Origin of the sequence: Pandoraea commovens, assembly GCF_024704525.1 — a bacterium.
GTDB lineage: Bacteria > Pseudomonadota > Gammaproteobacteria > Burkholderiales > Burkholderiaceae > Pandoraea > Pandoraea commovens.
The window spans coordinates 1,261,742-1,284,233 of record NZ_CP102780.1; the positions used below are offsets into that span (position 1 = coordinate 1,261,742).

At 64.4% G+C, this 22,492-nt stretch carries 21 protein-coding genes; 19 read left to right on the forward strand and 2 right to left on the reverse strand.

The features are described 5' to 3' along the window. Positions 1-59 precede the first annotated feature (59 nt). The 12 genes from NTU39_RS06240 to NTU39_RS06295 all read left to right on the forward strand — a co-directional run bounded on the left by NTU39_RS06240 (position 60) and on the right by NTU39_RS06295 (position 13,237). The gene (locus tag NTU39_RS06240; protein ID WP_150665274.1) at positions 60-788 is read left to right on the forward strand and encodes a methyl-accepting chemotaxis protein; all 729 of its coding nucleotides are present in this window, start codon (positions 60-62) and stop codon (positions 786-788) included. 23 nt (positions 789-811) lie between these two features. Next, positions 812-1,381 (forward strand): hypothetical protein, encoded by a 570-nt coding sequence (locus NTU39_RS06245; protein ID WP_150665273.1) that lies wholly within the window; start codon positions 812-814, stop codon positions 1,379-1,381. Positions 1,382-1,458: 77 nt separating this feature from the next. Continuing rightward, positions 1,459-2,100, forward strand: a complete 642-nt coding sequence (locus tag NTU39_RS06250; RefSeq protein ID WP_257959510.1) for a chemotaxis protein CheX — start codon at positions 1,459-1,461, stop codon at positions 2,098-2,100. A gap of 48 nt (positions 2,101-2,148) precedes the next feature. Next, positions 2,149-2,514 carry a response regulator gene (locus NTU39_RS06255; RefSeq protein WP_046290992.1) on the forward strand — a complete coding sequence of 122 codons (366 nt, stop codon included), beginning with the start codon at positions 2,149-2,151 and terminating at the stop codon, positions 2,512-2,514. Positions 2,515-2,692: 178 nt separating this feature from the next. After that, positions 2,693-3,268, forward strand: a complete 576-nt coding sequence (locus NTU39_RS06260; RefSeq protein WP_246184645.1) for a MarR family winged helix-turn-helix transcriptional regulator — start codon at positions 2,693-2,695, stop codon at positions 3,266-3,268. Between the two features lie 345 nt (positions 3,269-3,613). Next, entirely contained in the window at positions 3,614-4,879 is a 1,266-nt protein-coding gene (mhpT, locus tag NTU39_RS06265; RefSeq protein WP_246184644.1) for a 3-(3-hydroxy-phenyl)propionate transporter MhpT, read from the forward strand. 162 nt (positions 4,880-5,041) lie between these two features. Beyond that, positions 5,042-6,184 (forward strand): porin, encoded by a 1,143-nt coding sequence (locus NTU39_RS06270; protein ID WP_150665271.1) that lies wholly within the window; start codon positions 5,042-5,044, stop codon positions 6,182-6,184. Positions 6,185-6,335: 151 nt separating this feature from the next. Beyond that, positions 6,336-7,166 (forward strand): p-hydroxycinnamoyl CoA hydratase/lyase, encoded by an 831-nt coding sequence (locus NTU39_RS06275; protein ID WP_150665270.1) that lies wholly within the window; start codon positions 6,336-6,338, stop codon positions 7,164-7,166. 18 nt (positions 7,167-7,184) lie between these two features. Next, positions 7,185-8,636 (forward strand): aldehyde dehydrogenase, encoded by a 1,452-nt coding sequence (locus NTU39_RS06280; RefSeq protein ID WP_257959511.1) that lies wholly within the window; start codon positions 7,185-7,187, stop codon positions 8,634-8,636. Positions 8,637-8,729: 93 nt separating this feature from the next. Then, entirely contained in the window at positions 8,730-10,586 is a 1,857-nt protein-coding gene (locus tag NTU39_RS06285; protein ID WP_257959512.1) for a feruloyl-CoA synthase, read from the forward strand. A 9-nt stretch (positions 10,587-10,595) separates the two neighbouring features. Next, positions 10,596-12,332, forward strand: coding sequence for an acyl-CoA dehydrogenase family protein (locus tag NTU39_RS06290; protein WP_150665267.1), 1,737 nt, complete (start codon positions 10,596-10,598; stop codon positions 12,330-12,332). Further along, positions 12,329-13,237 (forward strand): amidohydrolase family protein, encoded by a 909-nt coding sequence (locus NTU39_RS06295; RefSeq protein WP_257959513.1) that lies wholly within the window; start codon positions 12,329-12,331, stop codon positions 13,235-13,237. Before NTU39_RS06290 ends, NTU39_RS06295 begins: the two co-directional genes overlap by 4 nt. Positions 13,238-13,249: 12 nt before the next feature. Here NTU39_RS06295 and pcaQ read toward each other — a convergent pair whose 3' ends face one another. Next, complete coding sequence (gene pcaQ / locus NTU39_RS06300; RefSeq protein ID WP_257959514.1) at positions 13,250-14,197, reverse strand: pca operon transcription factor PcaQ; 948 nt, start codon at positions 14,195-14,197, stop codon at positions 13,250-13,252. Between the two features lie 131 nt (positions 14,198-14,328). On the opposite strand from pcaQ, the gene pcaH reads away from it, so the two are divergent. From pcaH to pcaD, 5 genes are all read left to right on the forward strand, one after another. Then, positions 14,329-15,039 (forward strand): protocatechuate 3,4-dioxygenase subunit beta, encoded by a 711-nt coding sequence (gene pcaH, locus NTU39_RS06305; protein ID WP_150577561.1) that lies wholly within the window; start codon positions 14,329-14,331, stop codon positions 15,037-15,039. Between the two features lie 3 nt (positions 15,040-15,042). Beyond that, positions 15,043-15,642 (forward strand): protocatechuate 3,4-dioxygenase subunit alpha, encoded by a 600-nt coding sequence (pcaG, locus tag NTU39_RS06310; RefSeq protein WP_150665264.1) that lies wholly within the window; start codon positions 15,043-15,045, stop codon positions 15,640-15,642. Positions 15,643-15,747: 105 nt separating this feature from the next. Then, positions 15,748-17,124 carry a 3-carboxy-cis,cis-muconate cycloisomerase gene (locus tag NTU39_RS06315; protein ID WP_150665263.1) on the forward strand — a complete coding sequence of 459 codons (1,377 nt, stop codon included), beginning with the start codon at positions 15,748-15,750 and terminating at the stop codon, positions 17,122-17,124. Next, on the forward strand, positions 17,121-17,555 hold the full coding sequence (gene pcaC / locus NTU39_RS06320) for a 4-carboxymuconolactone decarboxylase (protein ID WP_150665262.1): 435 nt from the start codon (positions 17,121-17,123) through the stop codon (positions 17,553-17,555). The genes NTU39_RS06315 and pcaC overlap by 4 nt, the downstream gene beginning before the upstream one ends. 13 nt (positions 17,556-17,568) lie before the next feature. Further along, on the forward strand, positions 17,569-18,357 hold the full coding sequence (pcaD, locus tag NTU39_RS06325) for a 3-oxoadipate enol-lactonase (protein ID WP_150665261.1): 789 nt from the start codon (positions 17,569-17,571) through the stop codon (positions 18,355-18,357). A 9-nt stretch (positions 18,358-18,366) separates the two neighbouring features. On the opposite strand, the gene NTU39_RS06330 is transcribed toward pcaD, so the two are convergent. Then, positions 18,367-19,332, reverse strand: a complete 966-nt coding sequence (locus NTU39_RS06330) for a helix-turn-helix domain-containing protein (RefSeq protein ID WP_257959515.1) — start codon at positions 19,330-19,332, stop codon at positions 18,367-18,369. 278 nt (positions 19,333-19,610) lie between these two features. On the opposite strand from NTU39_RS06330, the gene pobA reads away from it, so the two are divergent. Together pobA and NTU39_RS06340 are read left to right on the forward strand one after the other, a co-directional pair. Next, positions 19,611-20,789, forward strand: coding sequence for a 4-hydroxybenzoate 3-monooxygenase (gene pobA / locus NTU39_RS06335; protein ID WP_150665259.1), 1,179 nt, complete (start codon positions 19,611-19,613; stop codon positions 20,787-20,789). Between the two features lie 267 nt (positions 20,790-21,056). Continuing rightward, the gene (locus NTU39_RS06340; protein WP_257959516.1) at positions 21,057-22,436 is read left to right on the forward strand and encodes an MFS transporter; all 1,380 of its coding nucleotides are present in this window, start codon (positions 21,057-21,059) and stop codon (positions 22,434-22,436) included. Positions 22,437-22,492 lie beyond the last annotated feature (56 nt).

Below are 22,492 nucleotides of genomic sequence, written 5' to 3' on the forward strand. Positions count from 1 at the left end.
AGGCGGCGCAGACCTGACGGGTCTGCGGCCGCCACACCGCTTTCGGAGATGGATCGAGTATGGAAGCAGTTCAATGGCTATTCGCGGGTGCGGCGGCGGGCCTCGTCGGTGCGGGCGTTGCGGGTTACGTCGTGCATCGCTGGCGCATGGCGCAGGCCACGGCGCATTGGCGCGCGCTGACCAAAACGCACGACGAAGCGCTGGAGCAGGCGCTTGAGCGTGAGCGTGTCGCCGTCGCAGACAAAGACGGACTCGTTCAGTCGCATGACGACGCCATCGCCGCATTGCAGGCGCGCCTGACGCAGGCCGAGCAGGACTTGCAGGCCGCACAGAAGTCAGAAGCGTCGGTGCTGGAAGACAAGGCGATGTGGCAGGGCGAAGCGCAGCGTATCGCGGGTGAAGCCGCTCGCTTGCGCGGTCTGGCGGCCACGTTCGAGCGCTGGCACGAGCAGATGATTTCGCTGATGACGCAAAACCAGGACATGCACGCGAAGAACCACGAACTCGCTTCGATCGTGCGCCATGTGCTGATCGTGTCGCTCAACGCGTCCATCGAAGCGGCGCGCGCGGGCACGGCTGGTCGCGGCTTCGGCATCGTCGCGAGCGAAGTGCGCGCGCTGGCGACGCGCTCGGAAGAACTCTCGAAGAGCTACCGCGACAGCCTGCATCGCAACGACGTCACGACCACGGCGACGTTCCAGGACATTCAGGCCGGCGGCAAGATGATTGCGGCGTCGCTCTCCAGCGTCGAATCGCTGGCGCAGCAGCTGCATTCCCGTCTCCACTAAGCACTCAGCAGGCAGGTTTCGTTGTGATCAGCGCTCACGCACGCGACAGTTTCGAACGCATCCTTCACAAGGCGGCGCGCACGCGGCTCGCCCGCTCGGCCGACGCACAGTGCGAGATTGCACCGCTCGCCGTGCAGCAGGCCGACGCGTCGGATACGACCATGAGCATCGCGCTGAAGGTGCGTCACACCAACGTGGTCGTGCTCACGATCTCCGGCATCGACTTTCGCATGCTGCTCGTGCTGCATTTCGACGAAGACGACGCCACCCGCGCGTACTTCGTGGGCGACGATCAGGAGAAGTCGTTTCGCGAAGCCTTCCTCGAAATCAGCAATCTGTGCTGCGGGGCGATCAACCAGGAGTTACTGGGGTACTTCCCCGATCTGGGCATGTCCACGCCCTACGTGCTCAGCGCGCGCTGCGTGCCTCACCTCATGCAACTCAAGCCGAACCATCTGGCGTCGTGGGACATCACGCTCGACGGTTCGGTCAGTCTTGCGGCTACGTTGTGCGTGTGTGCGCATGCGCCGCTGGACTTCAACGCCGATGTCAGCGTGACGCAGGACACCGGCGGTGAACTGGAATTGTTTTGACGCGGCTCGTGCACCGGATGTCGCTTCAGGTCGCACCCCATCGCCTCTCACGAATTACGCTTTAGGAAACCACCACAATGAACCGAAGCTCCCCCCGCGAGTCCGTCAGCCAGTTCTTGATCCTTGAAGATAGCGTCGAGCATGAGTACCCGGACGCGCTGGTCCGCGGCATGATCGACATCACCGACGGCGTGTTCCGTGGTCTGTTCGGCGACGTCGAAGTGACCTGCGATTCGCCAAGCGTAGTGCGCGACCGCATCATCTTCGGCGAAGTGTTCAGCCTGATTCCGCTCGAGAGCGCCTGGTGCCGTGGCTACATGATGATGCAGGCCGAGCAGGTGCCGTTGATGCAACTGCTGGAGCACACCGGTCGCTGTGAAGGGCAGGCCGGTTTTCGTGAACTCAACGGCATGCTGGGCGAGCTGACGAACCTCGTCTGGGGCGCATTCAAGAACCGCTACATGGGCGATCCGCTCGCCGTGGACCGCACGCAGGTGCAAGTGCCGCTGCTCATCAACCACAAGCAGAAGTACATCACCTTCGGCACCGATAACCCGCAGCTGTGTTTCGTCTACCGCCTGACCGATCCGGTCAACGGTCAGATCGTTACGCTGCATCAGCACTTTGTATTCAGCCTGAACTGGTCGCCCGAAGCGTTTCGTGAGGCGGCGCAGAGCGCAGCTGAGCCCGTCGAGACCGGGGCGCTGGAAATGTTTTGAGATCCCGGCTCGCCAATTCACTCTCTCTTACACACAAAGGACAACACCATGTCGAAGATTCTCGTGGTCGACGATTCGAGCACCGTGCGCGACGAAGTCGCCGGCTTTCTGCGCAAGAACGGCTTGGACGTGGACACCGCCGTCGACGGCCGCGACGGCCTCGCCAAGATCAAGGCCAGCCCCGGCGTGCGTCTCGTCATCAGCGACGTGAACATGCCGAATATGGACGGCCTGACGATGGTTGAGAAGATTCGCGGCGAACTCGCGAACGCATCCGTCAATGTCGTGATGCTCACCACGGAAAGCAGCCCGGCCATGAAGGAGCGCGGCAAGGCCGCTGGCGTGAAGGGCTGGATCGTCAAGCCGTTCAAGGGCGACGCCGTGCTGGAAACGTTCCGCAAGCTCGCCAGCTGATACCGCTTGCCGGCTGCGCCGGAGGCCTGAGGGGGCTTCCGGCGAGCCGGTCAGGCGGCGAACGCCGCTCATCGTCGGGATGAATCGCGGGCAGACCGTCGCCACCGCCCTGGCGGCGGCGTTACACTGCTGACTTTCCCGCATTACGCGAAAATCTGCGCATTCTCGCTGAGTCATCATGAGCGTCGTACCCTCGAAGAAGAAGACTGCCGCTGCAGTTGCCGCCAGCGACTCACGTTCGCACGACACGCCGGACAACGTCGCGCTCGCGGCCGATGGCGACGCGGAACCCGTGGCCTGCGCCGATGCGACAGGCGCCGACACCCGCCCGCGCCGCTCCAAGCTGCGCCTGACCTACGTCATCGCCAGTCTCGACCGTTTGCTGCGCAGACACATGTCGGAAGCGCTCGCACCGCTGGGCCTCACGCTCGCGCAATTCACCGCGCTTTCCGTGCTCGATGCGCGCGGCAAGCTGTCCAATGCGCAACTCGCGCAACGCTCGTTCATCACACCGCAGTCCGCCAATGAAGTGGTGAGCATCATGGCGTCGCGTCAGTGGATCACCCGCGAACCGGATCCGAATCACGGCCGAATCGTACTGCTGCAACTGACCGACGAAGGTCGGCGCGTACTCGCGCAATGCGAAGCCGTCGCCAAGGAAATCGACACGCGCATGCGTGCCGGTGTGGCGCGCGAAGACGCCGCCGCCGTACAACGTCATCTCGAATTGTTCGTGCGCAATCTGCGCGACTGACTCCGGGTTTGTCCCGACCGGACAATAGCTTGTATTGTCAGGTTGCTTGATATTAAATGGAGTCCGTCACCCCGGTAGGCATCGTTGTGTGCCCACCGGCGGCTAACCGGATCGCGCCCCGTCTGCGGCAGTCTGCGGACGTTAAATAACCGCGCGACCGAATCCCAGTGACCCGGTAAGACGAAAGCGATGCAACGCTCTCGCGGCGTTGTCACGTCCGTCGTATGTGCGCCTTTAATATCAGGTTACCTGATTAAATGGTTGTGTAATACGCGTTCGTTGCCGATGTCGGTGGACCGTGCGGGGTGGCAACCGACATCCATAAAGAAGATGACAGGAGACACCATGAAATCGAATCGGGAGGGCGGCGCGCAGGCGCTGCCGTTGGGAGATGACGGAACCGGCGGCGTCGGTAGTGCGACGAATTCCGTCGCGCTGACACTCGCGCTGTGCTTCGCGGTGGCGTTGCTCGAAGGACTCGACTTGCAGTCGGTCGGGGTGGCGGCGCGTGGCATGTCCAAGGAGTTCGGCCTGAGCGTGGCGCAGATGGGCATTGCGTTCTCGGCGGGCACGTTTGGTCTGTTGCCGGGCGCGATGGTGGGCGGACGCCTCGCCGACAGCATCGGCCGCAAGCGCGTGCTGATGCTGAGTGCAGCGCTTTTCGGTGTGTTGTCGATCGCCACCGCGTTCGTATCGGATTTCTGGATGCTGGTGATCGTGCGCATGCTCACGGGCGTCGGGCTGGGCGGCGCGATGCCGAACCTGATTGCACTGTCGTCAGAGGCGGTGGCGCCGCGTCTGCGTGGCACGGCCGTGAGCATCATGTATTGCGGCATTCCGCTGGGAGGCGGTATCGCGGCGACCATCGGCATGCTGGCGGTAAGCGACGCCGACTGGCGGCACATCTTCTACGTCGGCGGCCTGGGCCCGATCCTGCTCCTGCCGTTGCTCGCCTGGTTCCTGCCGGAGTCGCGTGCATTCGCAGCGGCGACGTCGCAAGGACAACGCGCCACGCCTGCGCCGATGATGTCGGTGCTGTTCTCCGAAGGGCGCGGCCTCTCGACGGTGCAGCTCTGGCTGTCCTACTTCTGCACGCTGATCGTGCTGTATTTCCTGCTCAACTGGTTGCCGTCGCTGATGGGGTCGCGCGGCCTTGCACGTGGCGAAATCGGCTGGGTGCAGATTCTCTTCAACGTGGGGAGCGCTGTCGGCGTGCTGGGACTGGGCTATCTGATGGACCGCGCGCGCATGTCGTTCGTGATCGGCGGCATGTATCTCGGCATGATCGCGTCGCTCGTCGGTCTGGCCGCCGCACATGGTTTCGGTGTGCTGGCTGCGGCAGCATTCTTTGCTGGCATGTTCATCATCGGCGGCCAGTCGGTGCTCTACGCGCTTGCCGCCGCCTATTACCCGACAGCCATGCGTGGCACCGGCGTGGGCGCAGCGGTTGCCATCGGTCGCATCGGCTCCGTGGTGGGCCCGCTCGCCGCTGGCATGTTGCTCGCGGTGGGCAGCAGCGCTGCGGTGGTGATCGGCGCAAGCATTCCCGTGACGATCGTGGCCGCGCTTGCGGCACTCACGCTGATCCGTCGTCCCCGCGCGGCCGACTGAGTTCGCTTCACGAGTTGGCCCGAAAGGTTGACTCGACTCGGCCTCGCTTGTGCGCGACGGACGGCATGCGAAGGCCGCCGTCGCGTTTTTTCTGGCGCACCGCCGGATGCATCGCCTGATTCACGTAGCACACATAACGACATCAATAATTTGGAGACTTTCATGGCTTTTCGCATTTCACGTCACACGCTTGCGCCACTCGCGGCGCTCGCCGCATTGGCGGTACCGGCCATTGCCAGCGCGCAGTCGAGCGTCACGCTGTACGGCATCGTCGACACCGGTATCGAGTACGTCTCGCATGCGAGCCCGAACGGCTCGGTCGTGCGTATGCCCGGCGTGACCGGCGAATTGCCGTCGCGCTGGGGGCTGCGCGGCAGCGAAGACCTCGGCGGAGGACTTGCGGCCATCTTCCAACTGGAGAGCGGCTTCAATATTCGTGGCGGCGATCTCGGACAAGGCGGTCGTTTGTTCGGCCGTCAGGCGTTCGTGGGTGTGAAGGGACCGTATGGCACGCTGTCGTTCGGTCGCCAATACACCATGACGTACTACGCGCTGCTGGGCTCCGACATTCTCGGCCCGGACATCTACGGCATGGGGTCGTTCGACGCCTACATCCCGAACGCCCGCACCGACAACTCGGTGACGTATCAGGTCGGCTGGCAGGGCCTGACGTTCGGCGCAGGCTACTCCTTCGGTCGCGACTCGGCAGGCACCGGCAATTCGCCGGGGCAGGGCACCTGCGCCGGACAAGTGCCGGGTCAGTCGGTGCAGTGTCGCGACTGGTCGGTCATGCTGAAGTACGACGCGAGCAACTTCGGCGTGGCGGCGTCGTATGAAGAGCAGCGCGGCGGCACCAACGCGGCGGCCAACTTCTTCGATGGGCAAGCCACCTCCGCCTTCACCAGCAGCGGCGACAAGGACACGCGCACCACCCTCGGTGCGTATTACAAGTACGGCGCCCTCAAGGTCGGCGGCGGCTGGCTGGGACGTCGCGTGTCGACGTCTGCCGTCAACACGCATTCGAACCTGTTCTATCTCGGCGCGGCGTACAGCGTCACGCCCGCCTGGCTGGTCGACGCCGAGGTCTATCGCATCATCAACAGCGACCACGATACGCGCGGCACGATGACAACGCTGCGCGCCACGTACTCGCTCTCCGTGCGCACGGCTGTCTATGCACAGGCCGCCTACCTCTTCAACAGCGCCCGCGCGGCCTATTCGGTCAGCGGTGGCGGTGGCGGCACCACGCCGCCCGCAGGCGAGGGGCAGGCGGGCGTCATGCTCGGCATGCGTCACACGTTCTGATCGCAAGCGCGGATCGATCTTCAGGGTTTCCCCTGAAGTCGTCGCGCTTGCAATGTAAGGTAACCTGATATTAAATTGTGTCTGTCGGCAACGCCGCGCACCACTCCCGGCGCGCGGTCCGGTTGCCCCGGACATTTGGGAATTACGCAAAATGAATGCATACGAAGGACGCTGGAAGACGGTCGACGTGAAGGTGGAGGGCGGCATTGGCTGGGTGACCTTCAATCGTCCGGACAAGCGCAACGCCATGAGCCCGACGTTGAACACCGAGATGAACCAGGTGCTCGACGCGCTCGAACTCGATAGCGACGCGCGTGTTGTCGTGCTGACGGGCGCAGGCGCAGCGTGGACGGCGGGGATGGACCTGAAGGAATACTTCCGCGAGATCGACGGCGGACCGGAAATCGTGCAGGAACGCATTCGTCGCGACGCGTCCGATTGGCAGTGGCGTCGTCTGCGCATGTACGCCAAGCCGACCATCGCGATGGTCAACGGCTGGTGCTTCGGCGGCGGCTTCTCGCCGCTGGTGGCGTGCGATCTGGCGATTGCTGCCGATGACGCCGTGTTCGGTCTGTCGGAAATCAACTGGGGCATTCCGCCGGGCAATCTGGTGAGCAAGGCCATGGCCGACACCGTGGGTCACCGTCGCGCGCTGCATTACATCATGACGGGCGACACGTTCACTGGCCGTGAAGCTGCCGATATGGGCCTCGTCAATCAGAGCGTGCCGCTTGCCGAATTGCGTGCCGCCACGCTGGCGCTCGCGGCCAAGCTGCTCGAAAAGAACCCAGTGGTGCTGCGTGCGGCGAAGCACGGCTTCAAGCGTTCGCGCGAACTCACGTGGGAGCAGTGCGAAGACTACCTGTACGCCAAGCTCGATCAGGCCCAACTGCGCGATCCGGAGCATGGCCGCGAACAGGGTCTGAAGCAGTTCCTTGACGACAAGTCGATCAAGCCGGGCCTGCAAGCCTACAAGCGTTGAACACTGAGGAAGACTGCGATGCATGAAGTGCAGATGCTGATTGGCGGCCAGTGGCGCGGCGCGCAAGGCGGGGCGACGTTCGAGCGAATCGATCCGGTGACGGGTGACGTGGCGACGCGCGCCCCGGCGGCCACGCTGGCCGACGCCGATGCGGCCGTCGATGCCGCGCAGGCCGCGTTCCCGGCGTGGGCGGCGCTCTCTCCGACGGCGCGCCGTCAGCGTCTGCTGGCGGCGGCCGAGCGCATGGACGCCCGCGCGGCAGAGTTCATCGCGATTGGCGCAGCCGAGACCGGCGCGATGGCGAACTGGTACGGCTTCAACGTCATGCTTGCCGCCAACATGCTGCGCGAAGCGGCGGCGATGACCACGCAGATCGACGGTAGCGTCATTCCGAGCGACGTGCCCGGCAGTCTCGCAATGGCCGTGCGCTCGCCAGTCGGCGTGGTGCTTGGCATCGCACCGTGGAATGCGCCGGTGATTCTGGCGACGCGTGCGCTAGCCATGCCGCTCGCTTGCGGCAATACCGTGGTGCTCAAGGCGTCGGAGCAATGTCCCGGCGTGCATGCGCTGATCGGTGCTTGCCTGCATGAAGCAGGTCTTGGCGACGGTGTCGTCAACGTCGTGACGAATGCACCTCAGGATGCGGGCGACATCGTGGCGCGTCTGATCGCGCATCCGGCAGTGCGTCGCGTGAACTTTACTGGCTCGACGCACGTCGGCCGCATCATCGCGCGTCTGGCGGCCGAGCATCTCAAGCCTGCGTTGCTGGAGTTGGGCGGCAAAGCGCCCGTGCTGGTGCTGGACGATGCCGATCTCGATGCCGCCGTCGATGGCGTCGCCTTCGGTGCGTTCTTCAATCAAGGGCAGATCTGCATGTCGACGGAGCGCGTGATTGTCGACGCACGCATTGCCGATGCGTTCGTGGAGAAGCTGACGGCGAAGGCCGCCAAGCTGCACGCCGGTTCGCCGACGTCGCCCGATAGCGTGCTCGGTGCGATGGTGAGCGCGCAGGCGGCGTCGCGTGTCGCGGCGTTGGTCGAGGACGCGCGCGAACACGGTGCGAGTCTGCCGCTCGGGTGCCGCGTCGACGGCGCCATCATGCAGGCGACGATTGTCGATGGCGTGACGCCTGCGATGCGCCTGTATCGCGAGGAGTCGTTCGGCCCGGTGGTGACGATTCATCGTGTGAGCGATGACGACGAAGCAGTGCGCGTGGCGAACGACAGCGAGTTTGGTCTGTCGGCGGCGATCTTCAGTCGCGATGTCTCGCGCGCCCTGCAACTGGCCAAACGTATCGAATCGGGCATCTGCCACATCAATGGCCCGACTGTGCACGACGAAGCGCAGATGCCGTTCGGCGGCGTGAAGGCGAGCGGCTACGGACGTTTCGGTAGTAAGGCCTCCATCGGCGAATTCACGGAGCTGCGCTGGATCACCGTGCAGACGACACCGCGTCACTATCCGATCTGATCCCCGCGCACGAACGCTGCCCAGAGAACAAAAGCGCGTCGTGCCGGGCGAGTGCAGGACCCAGAGGGCAGAGCCCCAGCAGGAGACAGTGTGTTGAATCAAGGCAACAATGTGGCCGGGCATCGCTACCGGCATGTCGCCATCGGCAATCCCGGTGTCGAAGTGCAGCGCGACGGCGAGTTCTGGTATCTGCGCTCGCGTGAGGCGCTGGGCGATTTTCCCGAACGTCTGACCGATCGGCTCGTGTCGGGCGCAGCGAAGCATCCGACGCGGTGGCTCGTTGCTCGCCGTGACGCGCAAGGCGAGTGGGTCGGCATCACCTATGCGCAGATGCTGTTGCGCGTGCGCGCCATTGCACAGGCCTTGCGCGACCGGGGCCTGTCGTCGGAGCGGCCCATTGCCATTCTCTCGGGCAACGATCTCGAACACTTCCAACTCGCGCTGGGCGCGATGTACGCGGGTGTACCGTTTGCTCCGATTTCGCCAGCGTACTCCATCGTGTCGACGGACTACGGCAAGCTGCGTCACACGCTGGGTCTGCTCAAGCCGGGCCTCGTGTATGCGAGCGATGCGACGGCTTACGGGCGCGCGATGGACGCTGTGCTGAGCGACGAGGTGATTCGCGTCACGGCACACGGCGATCTCGGCACCGTGTCGTTCGACACGCTGGCGGACGTGGTGCCGCGCGACATCGATGCCGTACACGCGAAGGTGAACGGCGATACCGTCGCCAAGATTCTCTTTACGTCGGGCTCGACTCGTCAGCCGAAGGCCGTGCCGACGACGCAACGCATGCTGTGCAGCAACCAGCAGATGTTGCTGCAAACCTTCCCGACGTTCGGCGAGGCGCCGCCCGTGCTCGTCGACTGGCTGCCGTGGAATCACACGTATGGCGGTAGTCACAACGTGGGCATCGCGCTCTACAACGGCGGCACGCTCTACATCGACGACGGCAAGCCCGTCGCGGGTAAGTTCGAGGAGACGCTGCGCAACCTGCGCGAGATCTCCCCGACCGTCTACTTCAATGTGCCCAAGGGCTGGGAAGACCTGGCAATTGCGCTGGAGCGCGACGCGGCCCTGCGCGAGCGCTTCTTCGCTCGTGTGAATCTCTACTTTTTCGGCGGAGCGGGATTGTCGCAAGCGGCGTGGGACCGGCTCGAACGTGTGACCGAAACGCATTGCGGCGAGCGGATTCGCATCATGTCCGGTCTCGGGATGACGGAGACGTCGCCGAGTTGCATGTTCACCACGGGACCGGTCATGCGCGCAGGCTACATCGGTCTGCCCGCACCGGGGTGCGAGGTGAAGCTCGCGCCGGTGGGCGGCAAGCTCGAAGTGCGTTTTCGCGGTCCGAACGTCATGGCGGGGTACTGGCGTCACGAAGCGTCGGACCCGGTCTTCGACGAAGAGGGCTACTACTGCACGGGCGACGCCGCGACCTTCGTCGATGCGCAAGACCCTGAGGCGGGTCTTCAGTTCGACGGTCGCATCACCGAGGATTTCAAGCTCAGCTCGGGCACCTTCGTCAGCGTGGGACCGCTGCGCGCGCGCGTGATCTCCGAAGGCGCACCGTACGTGCAGGACGCCGTGGTCACCGGCATCAATCGCGACGATATCGGCTTGATGATCTTCCCGCGCGTGGACGATTGCCGTCGACTGAGCGGTTTGCCGGCGGATGCGCCGCTGGCCGACGTGCTGGCGTCGACGCCGGTGCGCGAGATGTTCGCGTCGCTCCTGACGCAGCTCAATGCCAACGCGAGCGGCAGCGCCACGAGCGTCGCCCGTCTGCTGCTGCTCGACACGCCGCCGTCGCTCGACAGAGGCGAGGTGACGGACAAGGGCTCGATCAATCAGCGCGCGGTGCAAGACCATCGGTCCGCGACGGTGGATTTGCTCCACGCCGCCACCGCAGGCGACCCACGCGTGATCCTTGCGCCCGCACGTCGATAGGTCACCGTCATGCATTCACCGGAGTTGCGCAGCGCGGCCGATGACATCGCGTTCGTGCTGGAGACACTCGGGGTAGGCGAGGCGCTGATGCGGCTCGCACCGTTCCAGGAATTCGATACGGCCACGCTCGTGCAGGTCGTCGACGAGGCGGCTCGCTTCTCGCGTGAGGTGCTTGCCCCACTGAATGCTGTCGGCGACCGCGAGGGCTGCACTTGGCGCGACGGTGTAGTGAGCACGCCTGCGGGGTTCGCCGACGCTTACCGTCAGTATCGCGACGCGGGTTGGCCGTCGCTGCCGTGCGATCCGTCGTTGGGCGGGCAAGGATTGCCGCTCGTCGCACAGATCGCCGTGCAGGAACTGACGGCGGGCGCGAATCTCGCCTGGACGATGTACCCCGGCATTCTGCACGGCGCGTTTGAGTGCGTACACCGCTTCGGCAGCGCAGCATTGCGCGACGCGTGGCTCGCGCCGCTGGTCAGCGGCGAGTGGCTGGCGACCATGTGTCTGACGGAGCCGGGCGCGGGCAGCGATCTGGGACAGATTCGTACGCGCGCGGTCTGGGCCGACGAGCAACAGGAGACTGCGCGCGTTACGGGGGAAAAGATCTTCATCTCCGGCGGTGAGCAAGATCTGACGCCGAACATCGTGCATCTGGTGCTGGCGCGTACTTCGGATGCACCAGCAGGCAGCGCCGGTTTATCGCTCTTTCTGGTGCCGAAGATTCTCGCCAACGCAGAGCGCAATGAAGTGCGCTGCACCGGCATCGAACACAAGATGGGCATTCGTGGCAGCGCGACCTGTTCGATGGCGTTCGAAGGTGCGACGGGGTATCTCGTCGGCGAAGTGCATCGCGGACTGGAGGCGATGTTCGCGATGATGAACTCGGCACGTTTGCATGTCGGTGCGTCGGCGGTGGGGCTGGCGCAGGGCGCTTACGAGATGTCGGTGCGTCATGCGCATGAGCGTGCCCAATCTCGTGTGCCGGGCGCAGACGCCGGGACGCCGATTGCCGGGCATCCGGCCGTCTGGCGTCTGCTCGAAGGGCAGCGTGTCGGCGTGGAGGGCGCGCGCTTGCTGTTGTATCGCGCAGCGCTTGCCATCGACGAAGCCCATCACGCGGCCACCTCGGCCATGCGCGCCGATGCCGATGCGCTCGCGGCGCTGCTCACGCCCATCGTCAAAGCCACCGCCACGGCGCAGGCATTTCATGGGGCAAGCGATGCGCTGCAAGTCTTCGGCGGTTATGGCTACGTCGAAGAGACGGGCATCTCGCAATTCGTGCGAGACGCGCGCATTCCGATGATCTACGAGGGCACCAACGAGATTCAGGCCATCGATTTGCTGATGCGCAAGATCGTCAAAGACAAGGGCGTGACGCTGTCGCGTTGGCTGGCGTGGGGGCAGGCGCAGGTAAGGGAAGCGCGGGCGCTCGAACGACTGAATGGCTTCGACGACGCTCTTCACGGCTTCGATACGTGGACCGACCTGATGCCCTCGCTCATCGCTTTGGCGCGCGCGACGCCGCGTGCCGCGCTGTGCGTCGCAGGGGAAGTCATGCAGGCGATACATGGCCTGTCGATGGCCGGGCTTTGGGCGCAGGCCTCGATAGCGGAGGTCGCGGCGGGCATCCCTTCCGACGCCAAACGCCGCGCCGCACGCTATTGGCTGAAGTTCGAACTGCCGCAGACGCATCGCGCGATGGCGATCGTTGCATCGCAGATTCAGGATCCGGAGACCGCCGAATGAACCTAGACAATCTCGTCGCCATCGACACGCACGTGCACGCGGAAGTGTCCTGCTGTCAGCCACCGGACCTGTTCGGCAAGGCGTTCGACGACGCCGCCGACAAGTACTTCGGTACGGTGCTCAAGCAGAACCGCCGTCCCACGATTCCCGAGACCATCGCGCATTACCGTGAGCGCAATATCGGTTTTGTGATGTTCACCGTCGATTGCGAAGCGAACATCGGCCGACGCCGCATTCCGAACGAGGAGATCGCGGGCTTCGCGCAGGAGAACGCTGACATCATGATCGCGTTCGGGAGCATCGATCCGCACAAGGGCAAGATGGGTGTGCGTGAGGCACGTCGGCTGGTGGAGGAATTCGGTGTGCGCGGGTTCAAGTTCCATCCGACGATGCAGGGCTTCTTCGCCAACGACCGCATGGCGTACCCGATGTACGAACTCATCGCCGAGCACAAACTCACGGCGGTGTTCCACAGCGGGCATTCGGGGATCGGCTCGGGCATGCCGGGCGGCGGTGGGTTGCGGCTGAAGTACTCGGAGCCGATCCACCTCGACGACGTGGCGACCGACTTCCCGAACATGAACATCGTGATCGCGCATCCGTCGTGGCCGTGGCAATCGCAGGCACTGTCCATCGCGCTTCACAAGCCGAACGTCTACATCGATCTGTCGGGATGGTCGCCCAAGTACTTCTCGCCAGAGCTGATTCAGTACGCGAATTCGCTGCTGCGCGAGAAGATGCTGTTCGGCTCGGATTTCCCGCTCATCGCACCGGACCGCTGGCTGAAGGACTTCGAGACGGCGGGCTTTCGCGACGAGGTCAAACCGCTGCTGCTTAAGGACAACGCCGTGGGCATGCTCGGGCTGGCGGCCGTGTCGAACACAATGGCCGCCGCCGAGGTGTGAGCCGAGATGTCGTCAGCGCAACCCCGGCATTCCGTAACGCACGCGCGCAGCTTCGCGCATGGCGCTGATGAGCGTCTGCCCGGGCGGCGTGGGCACGGTGTCGTTGCGCCACAGAATGCCGATGGACTCCTCGGTGCCTTTCGTCGCGAAGGGCAGGGCGCACAGTGCGCCGTCGGCGAGGTCGTCCTGCACGGTGATCTCCGAGGCGATCCAGACGACGTCGTCGCGCAAGGTCATCGCGCGGGCGAGCGACATCGAAAGCAGTTCGGAATAGTCGTCGAGCGTGCCGACGCCGTGCGCACGCAGAAAGCTGTCCGCCGTGTGACGCAGGATCGTGCCGTGCGGCGGCAGGATCACGTGATGGTGGGCGATGTCCGCCATCGACACGCTGCGCTGCTGCACCAGCGGATGCTCGGGCCGCACGACGACGCACAGCGGCGTGGCGCACAGATGTTCGAACGTCAGCCCGGCCATGCCTTCGGGGTCGGACATCCGCCCCAGCGCCAGCGCGACCTGACCGGACTTCAGTTGCGTGAGGAGTTGCTGGTTGGCGCCGGTATGCACCTGCACGACGATGCCCGGCCATTCGCGTCGAAACGCTTCGAGCACGCCGGGCATCATCGCCGCCGCGAGCGTGGGCAGCACGGCGATCTCGATCACGCCGCCAGTCTGGCCGACGGCACGCGACAGCACGTCGATGCCCTGACGCAACGCACTGACGCTCGCCCCTGCATGGCGCAGGAACAGCTCGGCTTGTGCAGTGGGGCGGGCCCCGTTACGGCCACGGTCGAACAGACGCACGCCCAGCAACCCTTCCAGCTCGGCAATCGTCTTGCTAACGGCGGGCTGCGTAATGGACAGGGCTTCCGCCGCGCGCTGCAAGCTGCCGTGCTGGGCGACGGCCAGCAGGCATTGCAGATGACGCAGCTTGATGCGTCCGTCGAGTAGATGTCTTTCCATGCCGAAAAGTTATGAAAAGCCTAAGAAAATGTCAATAAATATATCCGTTGATTATGGATATAGTGTCGAAAACAAGCTGGCGACCGGCCAACGTGCCTGCCAGATCAGTCAACACAAAATGGAGTGAGACCATGTCGAAGACGACAACCGTCCTGCGCCCCCGCGACTGGGATTCGCATCCCAAGCTCATCGACAGCGGGTACAAGTCCACGGCGCTGCGCGGCCCCAAGCAATTGCTCGTGCCGGTGAAGCAGAATCTGGCCGACCTGCGCTCGCCGGTTTATGGCAACGGCATCATCGGTGCGCTCGACAACGACCTCACGCGTAATGCGGTGCGCAACGGCGAGCCGCTGGGCGAGCGCATGATCGTCACGGGCCGCGTGCTCGACGAAGGCGGGCGTCCGGTGCCGAACACGCTCGTGGAGCTGTGGCAGGCCAATGCGTGCGGGCGCTATGTGCACAAGGTCGACCAGCACGACGCGCCGCTCGACCCGAACTTCCTCGGCGCCGGGCGCGCCATGACCGACGCCGAAGGCCGCTACAAATTCCTGACGATCAAGCCGGGCGCGTATCCGTGGAAGAACCACCACAACGCGTGGCGTCCTCAGCATCTGCACTTCTCGGTATTCGGCCATTACTTTGCGACCCGTCTGGTCACGCAGATGTACTTCCCGGGTGATCCTCTGCTCGCCTACGACCCGATCTTCGAAGCGACGCCGGCCCACGCCCGCGACCGCCTGATCGCGCGCTTCTCGATGGACATCACCGAGCCGGAGTACGCACTGGGTTACGAATTCGACATCGTCCTGCGCGGTGCCGACCAAACGCCGATGGAGTCCTGAGCCATGTCGACTACTCCCGAATTCAAGCAAACGCCGTCGCAGACCGTCGGCCCGTACTTCGCTTATGGCCTGTCGCCGGAGCAGTACCTGTATGACTTCAAGAGCGCTTTCACGCCGGTGGTCGCCACGGACCGCGCCGAAGGTGAGCACATCCGCCTGATCGGGCAGGTGTTCGACGGTGCGGGCAATCCGGTCAACGACGCCCTCATCGAAATCGTGCAGGCGGACGCCCACGGTCGCTACGTCGAGACCGCCGAAGACATCGAGCGCACCGGTTTCGCGGGCGCGGCCCGTTGCGGCACGGGGACCGACGCCGAGAACCGCTTCGTCATCGAAACGGTCAAGCCTGGCGCGGCTGCGCAGGGCGACGCACCGCGCATCGACGTGATTCTGACGATGCGGGGCTTGCTCAATCATCTGTTTACGCGTATCTATTTCGACGATGAGGCAGCGGCCAATGCGGCCGACCCCGTGCTGCAACAAGTGCCGGCCGAGCGCCGTCACACGCTGATTGCGCGCCGTGAAGTGAACGGCGGGCGTGTGTCGTACCGGTTCGACATTCGCATGCAGGGTGACGAGGAGACGGTGTTCCTCGACCTCTGACGTCTGTCATGTCACGCTGAATCTGGCGCGGCTTCGGGCTGCCGGCATGCGAATGCCGGCAGCCCGTGGCCGTATCTGCATTGTTGCAACGCATCGAATTCTCTGATGACGGAACTGCTTGACTCTCTACTGCGCGGCGCTGCCGTGTCGGCGCGATTCTCCCGCGACGCCACATTGCAGGGCATGCTCGACTTCGAAGTGGCGCTCGCCGCCGCCGAAGCCGAAGTCGGCCTGATCCCGGCCGCCGCCGTCGCGCCGATCACTGTGGCCGCCCGTGCGGGCGATCTCGACTGGATGGCCTTGCGCGACGCCGCCGCCTGCGCGGGCAACCTCGCCATTCCACTGGTCAAGCAACTGACGGCGCGCGTGAAGACGCACGACGCCGATGCCGCCCGCTTCGTCCATTGGGGCGCGACCAGTCAGGACGCCATCGATACCGGTCTTATCCTGCAAGTGCGCGGTGCGCTCGACGACCTCGGTGCGGATCTCGACGCGCTGATCGCTACGCTCGCCGAGCAGGTCCGGCATCACCGCGCGACGGTCATGATCGGCCGTACGTGGCTTCAGCACGCGTTGCCGATCACCTTCGGTCTCAAACTCGCCGGTACGCTCGACGCGCTGTTGCGCGCGCGTGCCGACCTCGCCAGCGTGCGCGAACAGGTGCTCTGTGTGCAGTTCGGTGGCGCAGCGGGCACGCTGGCGTCGCTTGGCACGCAAGGTCCGGCCGTCGCGGCGGCGCTCGCACGCCATCTCGGTCTGTCCGAAGGCGCGACGCCGTGGCACGGCCAGCGCGATCGCATCGTAAGAGTGGGGAGCTGGGCGGCGACGCTCACCGGCTCGCTCGGCAAGTTCGCCCGCGACACGGCGCTGCTGACGCAAACGGAAGTCGGCGAGATCGCCGAAGCTTCCGGTGCGGGGCGGGGCGGCTCGTCCACCATGCCGCACAAGCGCAACCCGGTCGGCTGCGCGGCCATCCTCGCGGCTGCCGCACGCACGCCGCAACTCGTCGCCACGCTGTTCTCGGCCATGCAGCAGGACCATGAGCGCGGGCTGGGCACCTGGCACGCAGAGTGGGAAACGCTGCCCGAGCTGCTCATGTTGTGCGGCGGCGCGCTGGCGACGGCACGCACACTCGTGAACGACTGGACGGTCGACACGGCACGCATGCGCGCCAATCTCGACGTCACGCACGGGCTTATCATGGCCGAAGCCGTGACGATGGCGCTGGGCGAATCGATGGGCCGGCTCGAAGCGCATCGTCGCGTGGAAGCGCGTTGCCGAGATGCGCTCGCGCAGCAGCGTCACTTGCTCGACGTCCTGCGTGAAGACACCGAGATCACCCGCGTGTTGTCCGTCGAGGTGCTTGAACGCCTGACGGACCCACAACACTATCTTGGCGCTGCCGATACGTTCGTGAGTCAGGTGCTTGCGCTCGCAGATGCGGCGGTGCCGTCAACCCAACAGGGCAGGACATCCAAATGAACGATCAGGAACGCTACGACAACGGCATGCAAGTGCGACGCGGTGTGCTTGGCGACGCGCACGTCGACCGCACGCTCACGCGCCGCAACGACTTCAACGAAGACTTTCAGGACTTCATCACGCGCTTCGCCTGGGGCGATATCTGGACGCGCCCGGGATTGACGCGCCATATGCGCAGCATGATCACGCTGTCGCTGCTCATCGCGCTCAATCGCGGCGACGAATTCCGCATGCACGTGCGCGCAGCGTTCAACAACGGCGTGACGCGCGAGGAGATGAAGGAACTGTTCATGCACGCTGCGCTGTACGCCGGGCTGCCCGCCGCCAATCAGGCGATTCACGATGCCGAGAAGGTCTTCGCGGAAATGGAAGCCGCCGAGCCGGGATCGACCACGCGCGTGCCCGACGTGGGTGACGATAAGACCGCCTGAGGAGACGAAGCAAATGACGGTAGAACGTCTGATCGACGTGGGTGATGCCCAGTTGCGTATCGCCATCGATGGCGATGACCATGCGCCTGCGCTGGTGTTGTCCAACTCGCTGGGCACGACGCTCGACATGTGGGCGCCGCAAGTGCCCGCGCTCGCGCGCGAGTTCCGCGTGATTCGCTATGACACGCGAGGGCATGGCGGCTCGTCCGTCACGCCGGGACCATACGTCATCGACCAGTTGGGGCGCGATGTCGTTGGGTTGCTCGACGCGCTGGACATCGAGCGTGCCAGCCTCGCGGGCGTGTCGATGGGTGGCATGACGGGCATGTGGCTGGGCATTCACGCGCCGCAGCGTCTGAATCGTCTCGCCATCGTTTGCTCGTCGGCGCACATCGGGGCGGAAGACGTGTGGAACGGCCGTATTCGCGCCGTGCAGGCCGACGGCATGAACGCCGTGACAGACGCCGTGGTCTCGCGCTGGTTCACGCCCGAATTCGCCGAGCGCGAGGCGGCGACCGTCGAACGCATGAAAGCGATGTTCCGCTCGCTCGCACCCGCCGGATATGCGGCCGCTTGCGCGGCGGTGCGCGACATGAATCAGCTGGACGAGATCGCTGCGATCACTGCGCCGACGCTGGTCGTTACCGGCTCGGGCGATCTGGCGACGCCGCCTGCGATGTCCACGGCGATGGTCGAGCGCATTCCGGGCGCGAAGCAGGTCATCGTGCCGGGCGCACACCTCTCGAACATCGAGTGTGCACCGGCGGTCACCGAGGCGTTGCTGACCTTCCTGCGTGCGTGACTTTGGTGACTATTCGGCGATGGCGGTGACGAGATCCGACGCAAGATCGGATTCGTCGCCCAGATGCGCGTGTTGCGCCGTTCGCCGGAAGGCCGACGGCGTGACGCCGACATGCCGCTTAAACACGCGGCAGAAGTAGGCCGGGTCCTGAAACCCCAGTTCGTAGGCGACGTGGGAGACCGGCGCGGGGATGTAGATCAGCTTGCGCCGCGCCTCCAGCATCAACCGGTCCTGCACCAGATCGAACGCCGATTTTCCCGAGATGCGTCGGCACAGACGGTTGAGCTTGCTCTCCGTCACATGTAGCCGTTCTGCATACGCCGGGACAGCCCACGCCTCGGTGTAGTGCGCCTCCACCAATGCGCGAAAGCGAGCGAACAGATCCAGTTCGGTACGCCCCGTGCGCGTGGCCGAATCGTGATGCGCGTGCAGACGAGCTAGCAATAGCAGAACGCTGCGCGTGAGCCATCCGACCATCTCCGCGTGCCCCAATTGCGGGCGCGAGAACTCATCCATGATGAGGCCCAGCAGCGTGTAGAGACGGTCGCGTGTCTGCGGCGCGTCGGCCAGGGGGAATAGCCACGGCTTTCGCAGCAGCGACGCCATGTCGGCGTCCGCCCCGATGGCGGCATCGAACGGCACGCTCTGCGCCATTGTGAGCACGAAGCCGTGTGCCCCGCGCGAGAAGCGGAAGTTGTGCACGGCTGAAGGATGCACCGTGATGACGGCCGGGCCCTCGACTTCCCACGTCGCGTCGTCGACGTTAGCTTCCACCGTGCCTTCGAAAATCGCGAGCACCTGAAACAACCCCAGATGGCGATGCGTATCGATATGCCAGTCGTAAAGGCGGCTGCGTGTCTCGATCCATTCGATATGGACGAAGTCGCCGCTGTCGGTTTCGGTCAACTCGCCATACAAGGAGAATTCCGGAATCGTCTCGCGCGCCGCGCGCAGCCGGGATGACGCGCCTGACATACTGGTTTTCCCTTGGTCGAAGTTGTCGAAAAAGTACAAGAAAGTCGTCGATTCATCCATTCAACGCGACGTGCGCGCTCCATAAGATATGACGCATTCGCCCCTCGTGACAAGGCATCAAAATGACTTCGGACATGCTCGTTTACGCGCAGTCCTAAGTTGGGGCGGTCGGCGTGAAGCATCCAAGAAATGCAATCCGCCGACAGGCAGTTTTCCTGTCACGAGATGTCCGGCGCAGGTGTGCCGGACGCGGGCGGTGCAATGAAAGGAGACAACTCATGCGCACCCATTACCCTGTCGTCATCGTCGGTGCCGGTCCTGCCGGTCTACTGCTGTCCCATCTGCTGCATCTGCAAGGCATCGAGTCCATCGTGCTCGAATCGCGCTCGCGTGCAGCCGTCGAATCGACCATTCGTGCCGGTGTGCTGGAGCAAGGCACGATGGATATCCTGAACGAGACCGGCGTGGGCGAGCGCATGCGTCGCGAAGGCGCGGTGCACCACGGTGTCGAGCTGGCGTTCGGCGGGCAGCGTCACCGCATCGCGCTCACAGAGCTGACCGGCCGTGCGATCACCGTCTATGCGCAGCACGAAGTCATCAAGGATCTGATTGCGGCACGAGAAGCGGCGCAGGGCGAGATTCTGTTCGACGTGTCCGACGTCTCGGTGCACAACATCGATAGCACGCAACCGAGTGTGCAATTCACGGTGGATGGTCAGCCGCGTCGACTCGCGTGCGACTTCATCGCAGGCTGCGACGGCTTCCACGGCGTCTGCCGCCCGGCCATGCCTGCGTCGGTGCGCAAGGAATACCAACGCGTGTATCCGTTCGGCTGGTTCGGGGTGCTGGTTGAGGCCCCGCCGTCGTCGGATGAATTGATCTATGCCGCGCACGAGCGTGGCTTCGCCCTGATCAGCACGCGCTCGCCGACGGTGCAGCGCATGTACTTCCAGTGCGATCCGAATGAGCGCGCCGAGGAGTGGAGCGACGCGCGCATCTGGGAAGAACTGCATGCGCGTACCGAGAGCGACGATGGCTGGCGTCTCAAGGAAGGGCCGATCTTCCAGAAGAACGTGGTCGCGATGCGCAGCTTCGTGGCGACGCCGATGCAATACGGACGTCTGTTCCTGGCGGGCGACGCCGCCCACATCGTGCCGCCGACCGGCGCGAAGGGGATGAATCTGGCGGTGGCTGACGTGTGGCGTCTGGCGCGTGCGCTCGACGACTTCTTTCATCGCGACAGTGAAACCGCACTGCAAGGCTATTCCGAGGCGGCGCTCAAGCGCATCTGGCGTGCGGAGCATTTCTCGTACTGGATGACGCGCATGCTGCACCGGATCGACGATGCCACGCCGTTCGAACAGCAGATGCAGCGCTCGGAGCTGGAGTACGTGGTCAGCTCGCGCGCCGCGTCGCTCATGCTGGCAGAGAATTACGTCGGGTTGCCGCTGGCCTGAGCGTGGCGCGCCTCAAGCCATCCATAACTGCCCGTTATGGATGGCTTGACGAAAGATCATTTCGACAGGCAAGGTAAGGACGTACATTAGCGGCAGAAATCCGCTTCGCTGCAATGCCGCATCAAGACGGCGGGCAGCCATCGGGCCGGACACCCCGCTCATTGTTATGCGCACCACCCCCGACACCTGGGTGCGCACCGGCAGCGACGATTTCAAAAAAATAATGGAATGAACAACGGGGCGGCATCGCCCCGAGGAGACAGCGTCATGAATCAACCGCGCACGGTGGACGTGCCCGCCTACATTAACGCACAGCGATTTTCCGGCTATCAGTGGTTGGTGCTGATCCTGTGCTTCTTCATCGTGGCCATCGACGGATTCGACACGGCGGCCATCGGTTACATCGCACCGTCGCTGGTGCAGCAATGGCACATTGACAAGGGCTCGCTCGGCCCGGTGCTTTCGGCGGCGCTCTTCGGTCTGGCCGGTGGCGCGATCTTCGCCGGGCCGCTCGCCGACAAGGTCGGTCGCAAGACGATGCTCGTGCTGTCCGTGGTGTTCTTTGGCATCGCCAGTCTCGCGACGGCGTTCGCACAAGATCTCCAGACACTGACTGTGCTGCGTTTTCTCACGGGCCTCGGTCTGGGCGCGGCCATGCCCAATGCGGTGACGCTGATTTCCGAGTACGCGCCGGAAGCGCGCCGTGCGGTGATCGTCAACACCATGTTCTGTGGCTTTCCGCTGGGCGCATCGGTCGGCGGGTTCGTCGCTTCGTGGCTGATTCCGCACTTCGGCTGGCATAGCGTGCTGGTGCTCGGTGGCGTACTGCCGCTGGTGCTGTCGGTGCTGCTGATCGTTTGCCTGCCGGAGTCAGTGAAGTTTCTTGTGGTCAAGCAGAAGCCGGTGGAGCGTGTGCGTCGCATTCTGTCGCGCATCTCGGGCGAATCGCTCGATGACGTTGGCGCATTCACCGTGGTGGAAGCCGCACCGAAGCGCGCCGGATCGGCGATGGGGGTGGTGCTGTCGAAGCAATACGGTTTCGGTTCGCTGATGCTGTGGGTCACCTACTTCATGGGGCTGGTGATCTTCTACCTGCTCACGAGCTGGATGCCGATTCTGTTCAAGGATGCGGGCTTCACGATCGAGCGCGCCGCGCTGATCACGGCATTGTTCCCGCTCGGCGGCGGCATCGGCACGATCCTGTCGGGCTGGCTGATGGACAAGTTCAACGCGCAGAAGGTCGTGGCCGTGGGCTACGCGGTGACCGCTGTGCTGGTCTATGCCGTCGGGCAGGCGATCGGCAACATCGGCATGCTGGTGACGCTGATCTTCCTCGCGGGCACGGCAATGAACGGTGCGCAATCGTCCATGCCGTCGCTGGCGGCGATGTTCTATCCGACGAACGGTCGCGCGACCGGTGTGGCCTGGATGCTCGGCATCGGCCGCTTCGGGGGCATTGCCGGTGCGTTGCTCGGCGCAGAGCTGGTGCGTCGTCACCTTGGCTTTTCGGCCACGTTCTCGTTGCTGGCGATTCCGGCCGTGATCGCGACCATCGCGCTGCTTGCCAAGAACGCATGGGAGCGTTCGAACGGCAACCGCCCGGCACAGAACGCCAGCGAGGCACGCAACTCGGCCGCGATGCACTGACGCGCGAAGCGTATGCGACTGATCGATTGACCGTAGCAGTGGCTGTACCGACGCGG